This is a genomic window from Sporosalibacterium faouarense (genome assembly GCF_016765695.1).
GTDB classification, from domain to species: domain Bacteria; phylum Bacillota; class Clostridia; order Tissierellales; family VENL01; genus Sporosalibacterium; species Sporosalibacterium faouarense.
The window spans coordinates 1-18673 of record NZ_JAETGO010000052.1 but is presented as its reverse complement, the minus strand read 5'-3'; the positions used below and the strand labels follow the sequence as shown (position 1 = coordinate 18673).

10 protein-coding genes and 1 riboswitch are annotated in these 18673 nt (G+C 30.7%); of the genes, 3 read left to right on the top strand and 7 right to left on the bottom strand.

The window, feature by feature from the left end:
- Positions 1-10 precede the first annotated feature (10 nt).
- The 3 genes from JMO20_RS10735 to JMO20_RS10725 all read right to left on the bottom strand — a co-directional run bounded on the left by JMO20_RS10735 (position 11) and on the right by JMO20_RS10725 (position 9659).
- Entirely contained in the window at positions 11-3799 is a 3789-nt protein-coding gene (locus JMO20_RS10735) for a phosphoribosylformylglycinamidine synthase (RefSeq protein WP_424141326.1), read from the bottom strand.
- A 423-nt stretch (positions 3800-4222) separates the two neighbouring features.
- Positions 4223-4324, bottom strand: a riboswitch (purine riboswitch).
- Positions 4325-4800: 476 nt separating this feature from the next.
- Positions 4801-8064, bottom strand: a complete 3264-nt coding sequence (locus JMO20_RS10730) for a lectin like domain-containing protein (RefSeq protein ID WP_202709667.1) — start codon at positions 8062-8064, stop codon at positions 4801-4803.
- 404 nt (positions 8065-8468) lie between these two features.
- Complete coding sequence (locus tag JMO20_RS10725; RefSeq protein ID WP_279380106.1) at positions 8469-9659, bottom strand: pyridoxal phosphate-dependent aminotransferase; 1191 nt, start codon at positions 9657-9659, stop codon at positions 8469-8471.
- A gap of 314 nt (positions 9660-9973) precedes the next feature.
- Between JMO20_RS10725 and JMO20_RS10720 the strand changes: the two genes are divergently transcribed.
- Entirely contained in the window at positions 9974-10957 is a 984-nt protein-coding gene (locus tag JMO20_RS10720) for a zinc transporter ZntB (protein WP_202709666.1), read from the top strand.
- 16 nt (positions 10958-10973) lie between these two features.
- Positions 10974-12296, top strand: a complete 1323-nt coding sequence (locus JMO20_RS10715; RefSeq protein ID WP_202709665.1) for a DUF2254 domain-containing protein — start codon at positions 10974-10976, stop codon at positions 12294-12296.
- Positions 12297-12322: 26 nt separating this feature from the next.
- Here JMO20_RS10715 and JMO20_RS10710 read toward each other — a convergent pair whose 3' ends face one another.
- Positions 12323-13066 carry a hypothetical protein gene (locus tag JMO20_RS10710; protein ID WP_202709664.1) on the bottom strand — a complete coding sequence of 248 codons (744 nt, stop codon included), beginning with the start codon at positions 13064-13066 and terminating at the stop codon, positions 12323-12325.
- Between the two features lie 155 nt (positions 13067-13221).
- Here JMO20_RS10710 and JMO20_RS10705 point away from each other — a divergent pair, with 155 nt between their 5' ends.
- Positions 13222-14325, top strand: a complete 1104-nt coding sequence (locus tag JMO20_RS10705) for a hypothetical protein (protein WP_202709663.1) — start codon at positions 13222-13224, stop codon at positions 14323-14325.
- A gap of 57 nt (positions 14326-14382) precedes the next feature.
- Here the strand turns inward: JMO20_RS10705 and JMO20_RS10700 are convergent, their stop codons facing one another.
- The 3 genes from JMO20_RS10700 to JMO20_RS10690 all read right to left on the bottom strand — a co-directional run.
- Entirely contained in the window at positions 14383-15771 is a 1389-nt protein-coding gene (locus JMO20_RS10700; protein WP_202709662.1) for a DUF3887 domain-containing protein, read from the bottom strand.
- Between the two features lie 246 nt (positions 15772-16017).
- Positions 16018-16758, bottom strand: a complete 741-nt coding sequence (locus JMO20_RS10695; protein ID WP_202709661.1) for a sulfite exporter TauE/SafE family protein — start codon at positions 16756-16758, stop codon at positions 16018-16020.
- A 285-nt stretch (positions 16759-17043) separates the two neighbouring features.
- Positions 17044-18673, bottom strand: a 1630-nt coding sequence (locus JMO20_RS10690) for an S-layer homology domain-containing protein (protein WP_202709660.1), incomplete at its 5' end; no start/stop codon positions are given.

Below are 18673 nucleotides of genomic sequence, written 5' to 3'. Positions count from 1 at the left end.
ATAACATCAACTAATCCCTAAAATATTTAACTCCAGCTTCAAAAATTCTTTGGTCCTTTTCTCCAAGGATATTTTTATATAAATTCTTACCTATCCTTTCTGAATGTCCCATTTTACCTAATATTCTGCCATCAGGACTTGTGATTCCCTCTATACAATTGATTGAGCCATTTGGATTTATATCTCCGTCATAGCTTAGTTCTCCATTTATATCAACATATTGAGTGGCTACCTGACCATTTTCTATCATTCTGTTAATCTCATCTTCATTTGCAACAAATCTACCTTCTCCATGGGATAATGCTATGTTGTGAATATCTCCTACATTAATTCCATTAAACCACGGTGATAAATTTGAAACTAGTTTAGTCCTTGCGAAACGAGAAATATGTCTTCCAAGCTTATTAAATGTTAATGTAGGTGAATGTTCATCCATCTCTCTTATTTCACCATAAGGTAGTAAGCCTAGCTTAACCAATGCTTGAAATCCATTGCAGATTCCTATCATTAATCCATCCCTATTTCTTAATAGGTTCATTATAGCTTCTTCTATAATTGGATTTCTAAATATAGTGGCAATAAACTTTCCAGATCCATCTGGTTCATCTCCAGCGCTAAAACCACCGGGTAATGCAATGATTTGAGATTCATTTATTGTCTTTGCCATCATTTCTATTGACTCTTTAATATCAGTTGGTTTCAAGTTTTTAAATATGAGGGTATTAACTTCGCCACCAGCTCTCACAAAGGCTCTTCCAGTATCATATTCACAATTAGTCCCTGGAAATACTGGTATTACAACTCTAGGTTTAGCAAATTTCCCTTTGGCCTTAATTTTATTTCCTTTGGTATACTGCACTACTGATGTATTACCGTCTATCCCTTCCTTTATTGGAAATACATCCTTTAAAGGTTCTCGCCAAGCTTCTATAAGAGTATCTAAGCTAATCTTGCTTCCTAATATTTCAATTGTCTCCTCATCCTTTGTAGTTCCTAAGACAACATAATTTATTCCATTTAGCAAATTATCTATATCTTCATTGCTATCAATTTCTACAATAATTGAACCATAGTCTGCTATAAATAACTCTCTTGAATCTATATCGTCTTTAAAAGTTATCCCTATCTTATTTCCAAAGGCCATTTTACTAGTTGCTGCTGCTACACCACCTATGCCTACAGTATGGGCTGCTAATATCTTATCTTGTAAAATCAACTGATGTATTCTCGTAAAGTTATTATTCATAATTTGAAAATCAGGTAATTCATTTTTATCTCTCTTACCTTTTATAAGTATAATCTTACTGTTGGCCTTCTTAAACTCTGGAGAAATGATTTCTTTTGCATCTGCAGCATCTACTGCAAAGCTTACTAATGTTGGAGGTACATCTAAATCATTAAATGTCCCTGACATACTATCCTTTCCTCCAATAGCTGGAATACCAAAGCTTTTTTGCGCATGATATGCTCCCAATAAAGCACTGAAGGGCTTACCCCATCTTTCTTCGTCATTTCCTAGCTTTTCAAAATACTCTTGTAATGTAAGTCTTACATTCTTATGGTTTCCTCCTGCTACAACAACTCTAGCTACTGATTCAAGAACTGCATATAAAGCTCCATGGAATGGACTCCATTTTGATAACTTAGGATCAAATCCGTGGGTCATAATGGTACATGTATCAGTTTCCCCCTTTAGTACTGGAATTTTCCCTACCATACTTTGAGCCGGAGTCAACTGATATTTGCCTCCAAAAGGCATTAATACTGTTCCAGCTCCTATAGTGCTATCGAATCTTTCTCCTAAGCCCTTCTGACATGCTACATTTAAATCTTTTAGATTCTCAATCCAAGCCTTATCAATATCTGATAAGCTCTTTTCAACCTCAGTTGGTATTCTATTGAAATAATTCTTCTCTTTTATGGGTTCTTTAACAAATACCTTTGTATTTTGTTTAACTCCATTTGTATCTAAGAAATCCCTACTAATATCTAATACAATGTTTCCTCGCCATTTCATTCTCAATCTATTATCAGAGGTTACCTTAGCTACTACCGATGTCTCCAAGTTTTCTTCACTGGCACATTCTTGTATAATTTCCATACTTTCCTTATCTATTACTATTGCCATTCTTTCTTGAGATTCTGATATGGCTAATTCAGTACCATCTAGTCCATCATATTTCTTTGGTACATTATCTAAGTTTATCTCCAAGCTATCTGCCAATTCTCCTATAGCTACAGAAACACCACCTGCTCCAAAGTCATTACATCTTTTTACTAGTTTACTAAATCTAGGATTTCTAAATAATCTTTGAAGCTTTCTTTCAACTGGAGGATTTCCTTTTTGAACTTCAGCACCACAATCCAATATCGAATCTTCTGTATGCTCCTTTGATGATCCTGTAGCTCCACCACATCCGTCTCTCCCAGTTCTACCACCTACTAGGATTACTAAATCTCCTGCTTTTGGTCTTTCCCTAATAACATTTTCCTTAGGTGTAGCAGCTATTACTGCTCCTATTTCCATTCTTTTGGCTACATATCCTTCATCATAAAACTCTGAAACTTGTCCTGTTGCAAGTCCTATTTGATTGCCATAGGAGCTAAATCCTTGAGCTGCTTCCCTTGTTATTTTTCTCTGTGGAAGCTTTCCATTAAGAGTATCTTCAATCTTTGCCCTTGGATCACCACTTCCAGTTACCCTCATGGCTTGATATACATATGATCTACCAGATAGTGGATCTCTGATTGCTCCTCCTAAACATGTGGCAGCTCCACCAAATGGCTCGATTTCTGTAGGATGATTATGGGTTTCATTCTTAAACATCACTAGCCACTCTTCTTTTTTTCCATCTATTTCAACCGGTACATTTATACTACAAGCATTAATTTCTTCTGAAACATCCAAATCATCAAGTAACCCTTTTTTTCTTAACTCTTTCATACCGATAACTGCAATATCCATTAAACAGATATCTTTTTCCTTTTCTCCATATACATATTTTCTTGTATTTAAGTAGTTATTATATACATTTTTAATAGCTCTTCCATACTCTCCATCACTAAATTTTGCTTCTTCTATTTTTGTCAAAAAAGTTGTATGTCTACAGTGATCTGACCAGTACGTATCTATTACCTTTAACTCTGTGATAAATGGATCTCTCTTTTCATCATTCTTAAAATATTCCTGACAAAACTTTAAATCTTCTAAGCTCATAGCAAATCCCATAGCTTCTTTAAATACTTTTAATTCACTCTCATCCTTACCCATAAATCCACTTAGAATAGATACATCTTTTGGGACTTCATATTGAATATCTAAGGATTTAGGCTTTTCTAAAGATGCTTCTCTAGAATCCACAGGATTTATACAATATTTCTTTACCTGATTGAACTCTTCTTCACTTATTTGACCTTCTAAAATAAAGAGCTTTGCCGTTCTAACTATAGGTATTTCATTTTCAGTTAGTATTTCAACACATTGAGCTGCTGAATCTGCTCTTTGGTCATATTGTCCTGGTAAAAATTCAATTGCGAAGGCCTTATCTTTATTATTTATTTCAATCTCTTCTTCATAAACATTGTCTACATTAGGCTCAGAGAATATAGTTTTGACAGCTCTTTTATATTCACTATCAGAGATACCGGATATATCGTATCTATTAATTATCCTTACATTCTCTAATCCCTCTAAGCTTAAATTCTCTTTTAAGTCTAAAAAAAGATGTCCTGCTTCTACATCAAATCCTTTTTTCTTTTCAACAAAGATTCTTTTAACATATCTACTCAATATGTCCACCACCTTATTGTTGTTATAGTATCTATTTTATAATTTTATTTATGATAGGAAATTGCATTTGTAATTTTATACAGTTTCCTTATTTATATTTGTTATTTGTTTTAATTTAGAAATTAAAATGAAAGTAGTATTATTGCACCTATCTTAGAAACTTTCATATTCAAATTATACTTATCTTTGTAAGATCACATTTAAGATATATATTATGAAGTTACTTTTTCCTTAGTCAATCTTCAACATATATTCTATCATTTTTGTTTTAATACTTTTTTTACAAAAAGTAAAAAAGCCCAAAGGGATAGATTTCACTAATAAGTGAAACCTATCCCTCCGGGCTTTTTTCCCCCAGGTGTAATATTACATTAATAAGTGATTATTATGTAATATCTGCATCGCTTGGACCAGCAAGAAAATCTTCGGAACCCTAGATGCACTTTCACCCATAGTCAAGTGATTTACGGTCACTTGGTAGAAACTTCTCAGCCTTATTCTGAAATTTATATGGGCAATATATAATTTTTTTCGTTTCATTTCATTTCTTCGACAATTTCATCTTAACAATATATAGATTCAATGTCAACAAGAACTCGAATTATTTTTGTTATGTTTTTGTTATATTTTGATTTATGGCGTATTTTAAAAGTTTTATCTAGTGTTAATGTTCGTGTTTCATGGCTTGTTTCTTTCCTAATTTATAATTCTTCCTATTCTCCCTATATGTTACTTCTTTAAAAATGTATTACTTTTAAATAAAAAAGTTCTATAAGAGTTTCAAATCCCATAGAACTTTTTATACTATATATTGAACATATTGAACATTTATGATTTATTTAAATGAGAGAATTGAATATTTACAAATTAAATATATTTTTACAAGATTTCATCCCAGTTGCGACTTATTCAGTCACTTTTTCCTTAAATTAAATAGTAAAGTGGCTGAATACCAGAGTTATGAGGATATAATCTTACAAAAAATTTTAATATGCAATTTCCTCAAATAATCATTTCACAGTAAATGTTACTGTAATTTCCTTACTATATTTTTCCCCATCAATAGATTCAATTACATCTCCAGGTATGCTTAAAGTATATTCTTTACCTTTTTTAAGATGTATACTAGGTTCAATAACTAGTATCTTTTTCTCATCGGCCCCCACTACTTCAGTTCTGTTAATCCTCACTTTTTTTCCTTGTTCATCAATTAACTCTATCTTATTTACATCCTTAATATTTTTAATTTCCTCAGTAAAGGATATCTGCAAAGCATTCCATGGCTTGTATATGTCTTTTAAATAATTCCCAATAAGACTAAAACTTGAAGCTTTTTCTATTTCTGACTTCATAGTTAGTAATGTAGCATATGTTACATTTCCACTGGGAATAACCAGATGATAAGTCATACCTTTTTCTAAGTCATTTGGTATTTCTAATACTAATCCGTTGGAGGTACTTTTAATCTGAATCTTTATTTTTTCATGATTTATTGTATCCTCAAGCCAAATATTCTCCTTACTTATCTTATCAAAATCTAAGGTTATGTTTATGTCCGTCCCTTGTTCTATAAAAAATTTATTACCTTGAGTTATATTAATTACATCATCTTCATCTAGTTCAATAGTTTCCTCAGTGTATATCCAATCTTCACTTCTAGCAATCTCTCTCATTCTCTCCATCTGTATATCTCTACCTGTTATAATTTCATCTCTAGTTGTATATACAGGTATATCAGGATAAATTGCATCTTCTGATTCATCCTCATCACGGGGACGTTGAGATTTAGAGCTAGTCATCATAAATTTCCAGCCAGTATTTGGTAAAGAACCATCCGACCCACTTCCGTGTTTATTAAATGCTGGATTCTCACCACTGGGTTCTCCTATTACCTTAACTATTCCATTATCATTCAATATCGTTGTTGCAAATACTGAGCAACTAAAGCTTCTATTTGATAGCATGAAATATATATCGCCGTCAAATATAAGACTTTCATCTGCTTTTGGAAAGTAATTAATCCTTCCATACTCTCTATATTCTGAGCCATAAACCGTTCCTACATCTAAAAACCTAAACAGATAGTTTAACGTTCCGGCAGTTCCACCTGGATTTTCTCTGATATCAAAAACTATATTTTCTATATTATTTTCTGCTACCTCGTTAAAGAATTCATCCATATTATTCTGAATTTCTTTAAACATATCCTCATCCATTGCCCACTTATCAAATTGAAAATATCCTAGATTATTTTCCTTTTCAATATGCCATGATACCCAATCCCTATATTCATCACTAAATCCTCTTTTTTTAGAAAAAGATTCCTTAAAGATGATTATCTTTCCATTTCTTTCAATTTCTATATCTACCGTATTATCGTCATTAATTAATTCAAAGTATTTTAAATATTGGTCTTCTATTAAAACATCAGAAGCTTCTGCACGAATCCAATAATCATTTTCTGAGGAAACTTGTTCATAAAGTATATTACTTAGTTCCTCTGGTGTTTTACCTCCTATAGATAGTATTTTATCTCCTACAATATATCTATTTGTACTTTGATTCACAATTAATCCTTCCTCCAACCATACAAAAGGAAGATTTAAAAACTTGGAATTTTCTGAATGATAACTTAATTTAGTATGCCCATCACCCATCATTGTAAATAACCTATTGATAATTAAATAGAAATCATCCTCAGTCATAGGCTTATTGATTTTATTATAGACATTCTCAATTATCTCTTCCTGCTGTGGTGTATATCCTTCGACCCTTGCTACAGGCTGATGACTAAGTATCCAATCAACTATAAAGTCAACATCCTCTTTCATAGCCTCTACACTTAACAGTTTATCTTCAGATGATGCCCTATTATCCGTAAATATCTTAAGACATACATTTGAATTTTTTTCATATCCCTGAATATCAGTCCAAGAACTATGGGAATTTTTCTTTATATAACTCTGCCCTTTCTCTGCAATAGCAGTATTAGATATAACTCCATTAGGCGATTCCAAAGCAATTGATGGACTAATCTTATCAGAAGTGAGTTTTATTGATACAGCAACTTTCTCTGAGTCATATAAATTTACTATCTTATCCAAATCAATAGTATGATAACCTGGTAATCTAATCTTACCACTCTTGATTTTTTTCATATTATTAAGTGACGATTTTCCTGAAAACTTAGTATTAATCCATATCTCATAGTTTAAATTTTCATCAAGGGTATAGAAACTTACAGCTGATAATTCTTCATTTTTACCTTTGTTAATATCGAATACATTACTAAACCATACTTCTCTATTATCAGAAGTATCCTTTAAAGATTTAGTATAGCCTAGTAAATCATATTGATAAATATTGTCATAATTATCTGTTTCATCAATTCTAGTGAAAACAGCACTTCCAATATTGCCATCAAGCTTATCTCCAATCATACCATCATAATAGGATATATAGAAATATCCTCCCATATTTTCTTTTCTATCGGGTTGCCCCCACAATGGACCCTTAGTATTTTTAACGATAAATGCTCCATCTCCCGGTGGTGTGATTTTAAAATTCTCTTTTGGATAATTATCATCCCAACCTACAATGTCAACTGCATGACCATTTCCTTCATTATTCATATAGTCATGGGGATAGTACCAAGCAAACTCTTTTTCATTATAGAACCTACCAAAGGTTTGATCTGTACCCTTCCACATGCTTACCGATATAGCACCATATTTCATTACATGCTCTTTAATTAAATCATTATCTAGCGGATCCTTTCTATCGGGAAGGAATATTACTTCTTGTATATGCTTTATTGGTTTCTTACCAGTTCTAATCTCTATATTCTTTTCCATACCATTTTCAGGATATGGGTCATCAGATTCAAGTACTGGTCCTCTCCAACTGGCAAAGTATCCAACTGCTATAGGGTCATCTCCACCACCGGCAGGAGACCTATTAAAGCTAACCTCATAGGCATTACTAAGTTGAGTAGATAGATTTATTTCCGATAAGTCATATTCTTTTCCTTCTTTAGTTTTTAATGCTGATTCTAACGCTGCAATTGAAGAAACTGCCCAACAAGTTCCTAGTTGCCCCTGTGCTTTAACAAAAGTAACCCTATCTTCTTCTCTTAAATCGTATTTCGATGGGTATCTTACCCCACTAAACTTAGCTTCCTCTGTACTTACTATAACTCCGTTATCTACGGCAAATACATTAATAGTGCTTGATACAATAAGTACAGAAAGAAATATTAAACAAAGCTTTTTCATAAAACCCCCCATTTCTTTTGATTGATAAAATTACATATTTATAAATCAAATATATTTTTTAAAATTTTATCTCAACTGAGATTCATTCAGCTACTTTTCCCTTAAACCTAATAGTAAAGTGGTTAAATATCTTTGTCACAAGATATAAGCTCGCATAGAATTTTAATATGTAGTTTCCTCAATTACTAAATAATTCTATTTAAAAGTTAAATCCTTTCAAACTATCTTCTCCTCATTCACTTTTTAACTTTATAAAAAAACACCATAATATGGTAATATTGTACCATATTATGGTGTTGAATGCATAATAATTTACTAAAGCAAATCAACTTTGAACCTATTATCTTTAATAGTAAAAAACATATTGATATAATTAACAGTTCCTTTATAGTATTTAGTCATATCTAGTCTAGTTTCGTTAATGACTTCTCTATTCGATTCATTCCTTCTTTAATATTCTCAAGGGAATTACAGTATGCAATTCTTATATTATTTGGTGCTTCAAAGGCTATTCCAGGTACTATAGCTACATGGGCTTCTTCAAGTAGAAAGTCTGCAATATCTATGGAATTTATCAGAGTTTTCCCTCTATATTTTCTTCCATATATTTTAGATATATCAGGCATAAGGTAAAAAGCTCCTTTTGAGTCCATGCATCTTATTTCATTAATATTTCTTAACCTGTCTAAGAGATATTTTCTTCTACATTTATATTCATTAATCATTTTTTCAACAGAATCTTGTGACCCTAGAAGTGCTTCGACACCTGCCTTCTGAGCTATTGAATTAGCTCCAGATGTCATATGTCCTTGAAGATTTGCCATAGCTTTAATTATTGCTTTTGTTCCCCCAGCATAACCTAGCCTCCATCCAGTCATAGCATAGGTCTTGGAAAACCCACTTATGGTGATTACTCTTTTTTTAATGTCTTCAGATAAGCTGGCAATTGAAATATGTTTGTTATCACCATATATAAACTTCTCATATATTTCATCAGAAATAATGTAAAAGTCATGTTCAATAGCTAATTTACCTAAGTTCAAAAGTTCTTTTTTATTATATACTGCTCCTGTAGGATTATTTGGAGTGTTTATTAAGATTGCTTTAGTTTTATCACATATAACCTTCTCTATAATCTCAATATCTAATTTAAATCCTTCATTCCCATCCAAATCCACCAAAACTGGCTTTGCACCAGTAAGCTTAACCATTTCTATATAACTAACCCAACATGGAGTTAGTACTATAACTTCATCTCCTTTATTACAAAGAGTTAGCAGAGCATTATTTAATGCCTGTTTGGCTCCTGTTGTCACAATTATTTCATCAGTATGATATTTAATATTATTATCTAGCTCAAATTTCCTACATATCGCTTCTCTTAGTTCGATACAGCCAGCTACTTGAGTATATTTTGTAAAATCATTATCAACAGCAACCTTTGCTGCTTTACTTATATTAGCAGGTGTTTGAAAGTCAGGCTCTCCTATATTCAGCCTAATTATATCTATTCCTTCCCTCTTCAATGCTTCTAGTTTATCCGTCAAATTCACAGTCATTGATGGCTTCATGTTTATAATACGATTGCTAAGCAAATAAGCCCCTCCTTATCGTCTATTCTACAATATATTATTGCCCCTATATCATAAATATGCATATATAATAGTTACATATTATTATTGTGTCTAAGCATACCCTTGAATAGTTGAATATTTAGTTTTTATTTTTTCTATTAATAGACACAGTTTATTTGTATTAGAATAAAGGTATAAATGAATAGAGGATTAATCATTAGCTAAATTAAACTTTAGCCATAAGAATTTGTATTTTTTTGTTAATATAGTATAATTCTATAATAAGCTTGATATGTTCATAAATTTAGATTGAACTTCTTTTAAGGGGGCGTCACATGAGTAATAATGGTATAGTTTTTGGTTATCATATTTACACAGACAATTATAAAAAAATAAATGATTTTAAAGATGTAAACACTATAAACAATATGAGTAATAAGGACTCAAAGTATTTATGGTTACATTTAGATGGTGGTACCCTAAAGTCTAAAGAATGGCTAATAAAAGAAAGCGGGATACCCAAAGTAGTCTGCAATTCTCTTTTATCTGAAGATAGCAGACCTAGAGTTCTTTCTTTAAAGGAAGGCATATTAATCAATTTAAGAGGATTAAACTTAAACCCTAACTCAGATGCAGAGGATATGGTTTTTCTTCATATGTGGATAGATTCCAATAGGATTATTACAATCAGGAGAGAAAAAGTCCTTGCTATTGATGAAATAAATAATGCTATTACCCAAGGTCAAGGTCCCAATGCTAAGGATAGTTTCTTAAGAAATGTATTAGAAAACTTAACTATGAGAATTAATGATTATATATCTGAGATGGAGGATGAAGTTGACGACCTCGAAGATCAGGTTATCGCTAAAGGTAGTAAAGAAATTAGAAAACATTTATCAGAGATGAGAAGAAAAACTATTTTGATTAGAAGATATATAGTTCCTCAAAGAGATGTTCTATCCAAATTGCATATTGAAAATATAAACTGGATGGATGAGTTAGATAGATTATATATCAGAGAGCTTGCTGAAAAGACAACTAGACTTGTAGAAGAGCTTGACACCATAAGAGACAGAGCAGCTATAATCCAAGAAGAGCTAAATAATAAAGTAACTGAGGAAATGAATAGAACAATGTATATTCTTTCGATTGTTGGAAGTATATTTCTACCCCTTAGCTTTTTAACTGGTCTTTTTGGTATCAATATAGGTGGCATGCCTGGCACTGATAGCCCTAATGCTTTTCTATTTTTTACAGTATCAATGGTTTTCATTGCATTTATTGAATATTTAATCTTTAAAAGAAATGATTGGATTTAATCAAAGGAGATTTAAAATGATTAAAACATTTATATTTAAAATCAAAAACAGAGTATGGTTTGTTCCAAGCTATTATAGCTTTATTGCCTTCTTATTAGCAATTGGGGCTACCATCTTAGACACCCAGTACACTTATTTACTTCAAAACAGCTCATTAACCTTCTTTTTAACGAGAGTAGAGTTAGCTAAAACTATATTATCAACTTTAGCTTCCTCTTTATTGACTATGACAACCATAACATTTTCAACTATAATGGTTGTTTTAACTACATATTCTTCTCAGTTTTCACCAAGAACTTTGGAGGATTTTATCACAGATAAAAAGACTTTAAGAGTACTAGGTATATTTATGGGTGGTTTCATCTATTCAATTTTCACCCTATTCTTTATTAAAGATACTGACTCTACTATATATGTATTCTCTGCTACCTTAGGTGTATTAATTGCAATTATTTGTCTAGGATTTTTCGTATACTTTATTCACCATGTTTCCACATCAATTCAAGTAAATAGACTAATAGATAGACTAACATCTGATATTTTAAATCTTGTAGAAAAAATAGAAGCAAAAAATAATTCAAATGTAAAAATTCAAAATGAGTTAGTTAATAGCAGTGATGAAGTTAATGATGATGAAAGAACTTTAATCTTTTCTAAAAAAATAGGCTATATTCAAAGGATTGATGATTTAGCCCTTTTAAGATTGGCAGAAAACAAGGATATAATAATAAGAGTTGAAAAGATGATAGGAGACTATGTAACTACAAATGCTAATATCGTTTCAGTTTGGAATAATAATAAGAGTATAGAGGACACAGAAGTATTTTTGAGGCATATCACTATTGGAAGCGAAAGAAATATGCTACAAGATATGGAATTTGGCCTTAAAAAGATTGTTGAGGTGGCTTTAAAAGCACTCTCTCCAGGAATTAATGATCCAAACACTGCTGTAAAATGTATAAATCAACTAGGCATGATATTAACAAGAATAGGTACAGCAAATATTGAAAATACATATTACTATGATAATGAAGGAAGCCTCAGACTTATATTTGAAGATAAATCATATGATGAGTTACTTTACAAGACTTTTTATCAACTTAGACATTATAGTAACCAAGATGTCTCAGTTATGGGTGCTATGCTAGATGCACTAATTGTAATTGCAGAAGAAAATGCCATGCCATTAAAAGAAAAGGTCTGGGATTTTAGCCACTACATAGTTAATGGATTTAATAAAAAAGCCCTAGAATCTTTAGATAGAGACTATATAAATAAGAAAATTAAAAGACTAGCTTATCTCACTAGAAATCTTGAAAATGTTAAATACTTTGAATAAGAAGCCAACAGTCAAGTATTGGCTTCTTATTTTGCTTCTATTACTACTTCCTTAGCTCCTTCCCAATTATATCCTGAAGGAATTATCGTTACAGTCGTTTTAGATTTACATGTTATTTTAAAAGTTGCATATTGTAAATAATTTAAGCAATTAGAGTCATTTGAAAACAACAACCTGTCTGTTACATCATTAAAATCTTCTCTTATAAACTGTATGACACTACCTACAGGCACGGATAATTCGGTCTTATCTACTTCAACAGTATTTTCATCTACAATGGAATACCTTACTACATTTGCATCAGGATATGGCTGAATTCTATAAGGCTTAAGAACAAATTCACCATTTTCTTTTTTCCATACCTTAAATTGATTACCCATACCTTGTATTAGATCCCCATCTTTAAATCTAATAGTTCCTTGGTAAACATTCTCCTGTGACAATATTTTTTTAATTTCGCCATCTTCTTTCCCTAAAACCTCATAGGATACAAAGCCCCCTGAACCCATCGGTTCACTATATAAAACTAGAACTTTACTACCTACTTCATTCCATTTTTTATTATAAAATTTAATTCCTACATAGGGTAATTCTTCACTATAAACACATTGAGTTTCTCTTAATTCCCTATTATGCTGTAATATGTTTACTAATGTCTTATACTTTTCCCTATCTTCATAAAGGACTAAAGAATATCTATTCTCTGGTCCATCTCCAATTTTAATAGGAAATACTTTTTTATTACAGGTACTCTCACTTATATTTGGCATCATAATCCTCCCCATTTATTATTATATTTATAATATGCTAGAAGCTTATATATGGTTATCTTTATGCTAAAAGTTAATTTTAACTTTTATTATTTAACACTTCTAATCACATTTTTATGTTAAAATAATAACAGTTATATAGGGGAGATGATAACATGAGATTATTTGGTCCAACACATAGGGAAATTTGGAAAGTTCTTAGTGAGGATATAAATGGTGAATTTGAAATCATTGATTCTCTTACTAATAATATTGAAGTAAGAAAGCAATTTAAAGATTGGGAAATTATATTAGAAGTATATAAAACTGGCTCTAAAAAAGATCCTGTTTTAACAAAAATATCTTGTGAATTTTATAATAAATTTGGTTTCAAATTTAAGATATTTAATGAATACTTCCACAATTATTTTAAAGACTTTTTCGATATGCAAGATATCAATGCTAATGATTCTTCTTACAAGGACTATATAATTAGAAGTAATAGTAGCGAGGCTATGAATATAATTCTAAATAATACAACTTTTAAAGAGATATTAGCTAATCAAGATAATATTTTATTTGAAGTTAATAGCGTAAATACATATGAAGAGAATAACGATAATAAAATATATACAATTAGTATAAAAGCTCCTGGTATTATCAAAGATAATGAAGTTCTTAAGGAATATTTTGAATTAATTGGACTAGTCCTATTAGAAATAGACAAGATTTCAAATGAAAATGAACATTTGAATATTAATAATTATTCTAAGTTTAATGTAGCTAAAGAAGGATTTAAAAAGACCTTATCTAATGGTCTTTCAATTTTCATGAATAAAGATGATGACAAAGAATTAGAAGAGAATAATCCAAAAAATGAAGTTTCTAATAATAATGAGGATAGTGATACGCCTACAGATAATGATTTTAGTTCTGAAGTAGAAATAGTTGAAGAATATTCTAATATGACTAATGATGATGTTAATAATAGTGAAAATCAAGATATTAAGATAAACGAAACTAAAAATCAAACTGCTGTTGATATATCAGATGAGACAAACAATAATGTTAAAAATGAAAGCAATGATGATAATAAAGTAGATATTAAAGAAAATGATTCTAACACAGAGACTATAGATTATTATAAAAAGTTATATAATGAAGATGATTTAAATATGGATAATTTAAATATAGATACTAATGACCTAGACGTTGATACAAGTAAATTAAATATTGATACCAATGATCTAGAAGAAAAATACAATAAAAAAGATGATTAATTACACTAATAAGAGCTTAAGATAATAATTATTATCCTAAGCTCTTAAGCTTTATAATTACTTTTTACCATTTATAAATATAGCAATATCATCAATTGCATCTTGAGATACTTTTCCTTTAATTCCATACTCAGTGGGATTAGGGTCACCTTCTCCTGCCATAAATAAATGATTTAATTTGTCATAGGTTTTAAAAATAACATTATTTTTATCTTGTAATTCTTCCTTCCAATTGTTAAAGTCTTCCATAGTAACTTGATAATCTCTCTTTCCTTGCATTATTAAAATAGGTCTATCTAATTCTTTTGCTAGCTTAGCTGGATCATAGTTCCTTAAATCAATCCAGTATTTTGGATTGCCACCAAATAGCTCATTGAAATTAGTGTCTAAATCAAGATTTGGATCCTTTATTTTTTCCCGTGCATTCTTAGCTGCATCAATTTGTGCTTGTTCTTCATCAGTTATATTACCATCTAGAGACGATAAGTATTCAATTTGTTCAACCATTAAGTCCTCTAAATGTCTAGTAGGTCCCGCTAAAATTACAAACCCTGAAATGTCTTCATCTTGTGTGGCAATTCTAGGTACTAGATATCCCCCTAAGCTATGACCTAACACGTATATCCTATCATTATCAATTTTGTCATTACTTTTTAATAAATCAACAGCTAGTAATGCATCATCAATAGTTTCATCCTCTACTGTGAACTCATCTATAACATCTACAACCTTCTGAGCATGTTCTTTAGTCCTCTTTTCATATCTAAGCACTGCTATGCCTTTTTCTGCTAGGCCCCACGCTATATCCCTAAATGGCTTATTAGGCCCAACTGTTTCATCCCTATCGTTGGGGCCAGAACCATGGACTAGTACTACAGCTGGAAAAGTCCCTTGTCCTTTTGGAACAGCTAAAGTACCTGGAAGTTGCCATTTTCCTTCCCCAACAATTACTTCTTGCTCTTCTATATTATCAGGCATTTCTTCAGCAGTCTTACTAAAATCCTCTACATTTGAAAAATTAAACCCAACTATTTTACTATCTTGATCGAAAACTACGTTAAGATTCATATAGTCATTTTCAAATTCACAGGTAACTGAAATTATCTCATATCCATCTTGAGAAGTTTGAGTTTTGTCAACAATCTTAACAAAATCCCCTAAAGAACCTTTTAATTGATCTATTGCTGCTTGTAGTGAGCTTGGATTTACCGCCTCTTTCATCTTACTATCAAATTCATAATCATTATATGCAGTATCATATTCTCCATTGATTAAATCCTTAACAAAAGATACTGCTATTTCTTCGATACTTTTGTTCTGATTATCTGTAGAATCTCCTGAGTTATCTTCATTATTGGTGTCATTACTATTTGTGCAAGCTGTTAACCCTAATATTAGTACTAATATCAATATTATAGATATTTGTTTAGCTTTAAATAGCTTCATAGTATCTCTCCTTTGCTCCAGTCCAGAGCCTTTAATTTAAGTTTTGAATTTTTTTATTAACAATACTTCTTTTAATATTTAGACATTAATCTAAATATCTAAATACATCATAACATGTTTTCCTGTTTTTGTAAATATTTATTTTAGTAAAAATAAAAAGCACTGATATCCTTATGTTCCAGATATTTGTGCTTTGAAGTGTTTTTGCATATTATTTGGTGAAATCGTATATTTGTAGATATGCTCCTATTTAATTCCTGAAATTATTGATAAAACCCCCATAAAAACTATTAATACTAATGTCATCTTCTTAAATAACCCTTCATCTACTTTATTACCTATCTTTATACCAGACAAGACCCCTATAATCAGCGCAGGAAATAGATATGATGTATAAGTTATAACATCTTTAGTTATCAAATCACTTACAATATAAGTAGGGATAGTAATTAGATTCAATACCCAGAAATAAGATGTCAAGTTTGCCCTAAAGGTTTGTTTTTCAACTCCTTGATTGGTTAGAAAGAGAATGATTGGAGGTCCACTTAGAGAAACACTTCCATTTAAAAGTCCACTAATAAATCCTACTGGAATGAAAGATAACTTTTCATTTTTTACATGTATTTTAAATCCTCTAAGAAAAGCAACTGCTGATAATGTTACTATTATACCAACGCTTACTTTAAGAATATTCTCATCTAAAGCCTTCAGTAGATAGGTTCCCAGAGGCGTACCGATTATACCAGCTATAACCAATATAGCTATTTTCCTAAGATTCACATGGTTTTTTACATTAAACAGTATAATTGAATTCAAAAATAAGCTATATATAACTAGCATTGGTACTACAATTTGCAAAGGTAAGAATAGTCCTAGTAAGGGAACTGCTAATAAGGAAAAGCCAAAGCTTGTTATACCTTGAATCATTCCTGCTAAAAAAATAATAATAAGTCCTATAATAATTTGTGTCGTTAGAGTTAATCCCATTCTGCGCCTCCTTCAATATTAATATCTTTTGTATCTTTATGTCATTTTATCTAATGAACTAATGTAAATCTACCCTTAGTCATTATAGCAGATTTATCTCACTTTTACTAAACTTTTACTTTTTAGATTATTACTGTTCACATAATCATTTTATATAATTGATGTAAAAATATATTTTACACTTCTATTTGAACCTTTAAATTATAATCTTATCTAAGAACAACATTATCTTCTCATACATATAAAAAAGATCTTGATGACTCAAATCATCAAGATCTTTTTTTACTATAATAATTCTAGTAACTTAAGTAGTCTATATATAACCACTGCCGATTGAGCTCTTGAGAAAGTAGCTTTTGGAGCAAACTTATTATCTCCTACACCACCTAAAAGACCTTTATCTGTTGCTATTGATACAGCTTCTTTTGCCCAGTCTGAAATATCTATTTCATCGCTATAGGTTAGCTCAGAAATTTGATAATCTGCTTCAGGGTCATAAACTTTAAGAGCATTCACTATTAATACTGCCATTTCTTCACGAGATATTTCTAAATTAGGATTAAATTCACCATTTTCTCCATCTGCTATCCCTAAACTTATTGCGATTTCTACATATTCTGTATACCACATATTAGGTTCTACATCATCATACTGAATGTCTATCTCGCCTTTTTCAAGATCTAATGACTCAACTAATAGCTTAATGAAAGCTGCCTTCGAAATTGGCCTGCTAGGAGCATAGTTTGATTTTGATTCATCTACTCCTTCTATAACATGTCTAGCAGTTAATACTTCTATGGCATTATTAGCCCATGAAATATCTACATCATCAAATTTCTTATTATATTCCATAGCTAAATATTTACCAAACTCACTAACATTAAATGTTACAACACCATCTTGAGTAGTTTTACCTTCAGCATATTCCCACTTCTCTTCTTCTTCGTTATATAAATACATTCCCACTTTTTCATAATTTGATGATTTATTTACATCAAAATTGGTAGTTATTTGTATTGGAGCTGATGTTAACAGTTCTTTAGTTGTATTAGCTTTTATAACTACTAAAGAATAATCATATATTTCAGAAGTAATAATATACTCTTTCGACGCTATATCTCCTATCAATTTTTTAGTCTCTATATCATTAGTTTTCTTAACTACAAACTTAACTTTATCTCCTTCTTCTATCTTTATGTTAGAAGGTTCAATCTCAAAGCTACTTACAGTTGAGTCTATCTCAATAGCTTTATTATTTTCAATTGTTTGAGATATAAAATCATGACTCATTTTTACAGACATTTCATCAAAGTACCCTTTATCCTTAATATTGATAATAACTCTATCACTATCAATAGCAGCTAACTGATTATCCATATCATCATTGTCGCTTTTAACTTCAAGTGACTGATCATCACTATTTAATAAGTTTACTACTACATAGGGTTCTTCTGTACTTTCAACAGGGGTATCATCCTCATCGTCATCATCATCTCGACTTGGAGGCTCCACTGGAGGTACATATGGTTTACTCTGAATTGTAAATGTCGATGTAAAGTCTTCCAATATATTTCCTGAATCATCCATTAGATTCGAAAGCTTAACTTCATACATAGTTGAATAACTCAAATTATTAACTGTGTCTATAGTTAAAACTTTATTGCTATAATCCATTGTAATATCTGCTTTTTCGCCACTTATTTTCTTAGTCACACTTATATTTTCATCAATAATAGTGCTAGTGGCCATGTTTTTATTAAATATTACTTTGATTTTAGTATCATTCTTAACATTGGTCTCCTGGTCTTCTGGATCTACTGATTCAACTACAGGTAAAATCAAAGCATCTTTATCTATTGTAAACTCTATGTTTGCTTCATTTCTATTTTCATACTCATCTTCAGCAACCACTCTT

Coding starts and splice junctions, on each gene's coding strand:
- JMO20_RS10730 (WP_202709667.1), bottom strand. CDS start 8,064: ATGAAAAAGCTTTGTTTAATATTTCTTTCTGTACTTATTGTATCAAGC.
- JMO20_RS10720 (WP_202709666.1), top strand. CDS start 9,974: ATGAGTAATAATGGTATAGTTTTTGGTTATCATATTTACACAGACAAT.
- JMO20_RS10715 (WP_202709665.1), top strand. CDS start 10,974: ATGATTAAAACATTTATATTTAAAATCAAAAACAGAGTATGGTTTGTT.
- JMO20_RS10710 (WP_202709664.1), bottom strand. CDS start 13,066: ATGCCAAATATAAGTGAGAGTACCTGTAATAAAAAAGTATTTCCTATT.
- JMO20_RS10705 (WP_202709663.1), top strand. CDS start 13,222: ATGAGATTATTTGGTCCAACACATAGGGAAATTTGGAAAGTTCTTAGT.
- JMO20_RS10700 (WP_202709662.1), bottom strand. CDS start 15,771: ATGAAGCTATTTAAAGCTAAACAAATATCTATAATATTGATATTAGTA.
- JMO20_RS10695 (WP_202709661.1), bottom strand. CDS start 16,758: ATGGGATTAACTCTAACGACACAAATTATTATAGGACTTATTATTATT.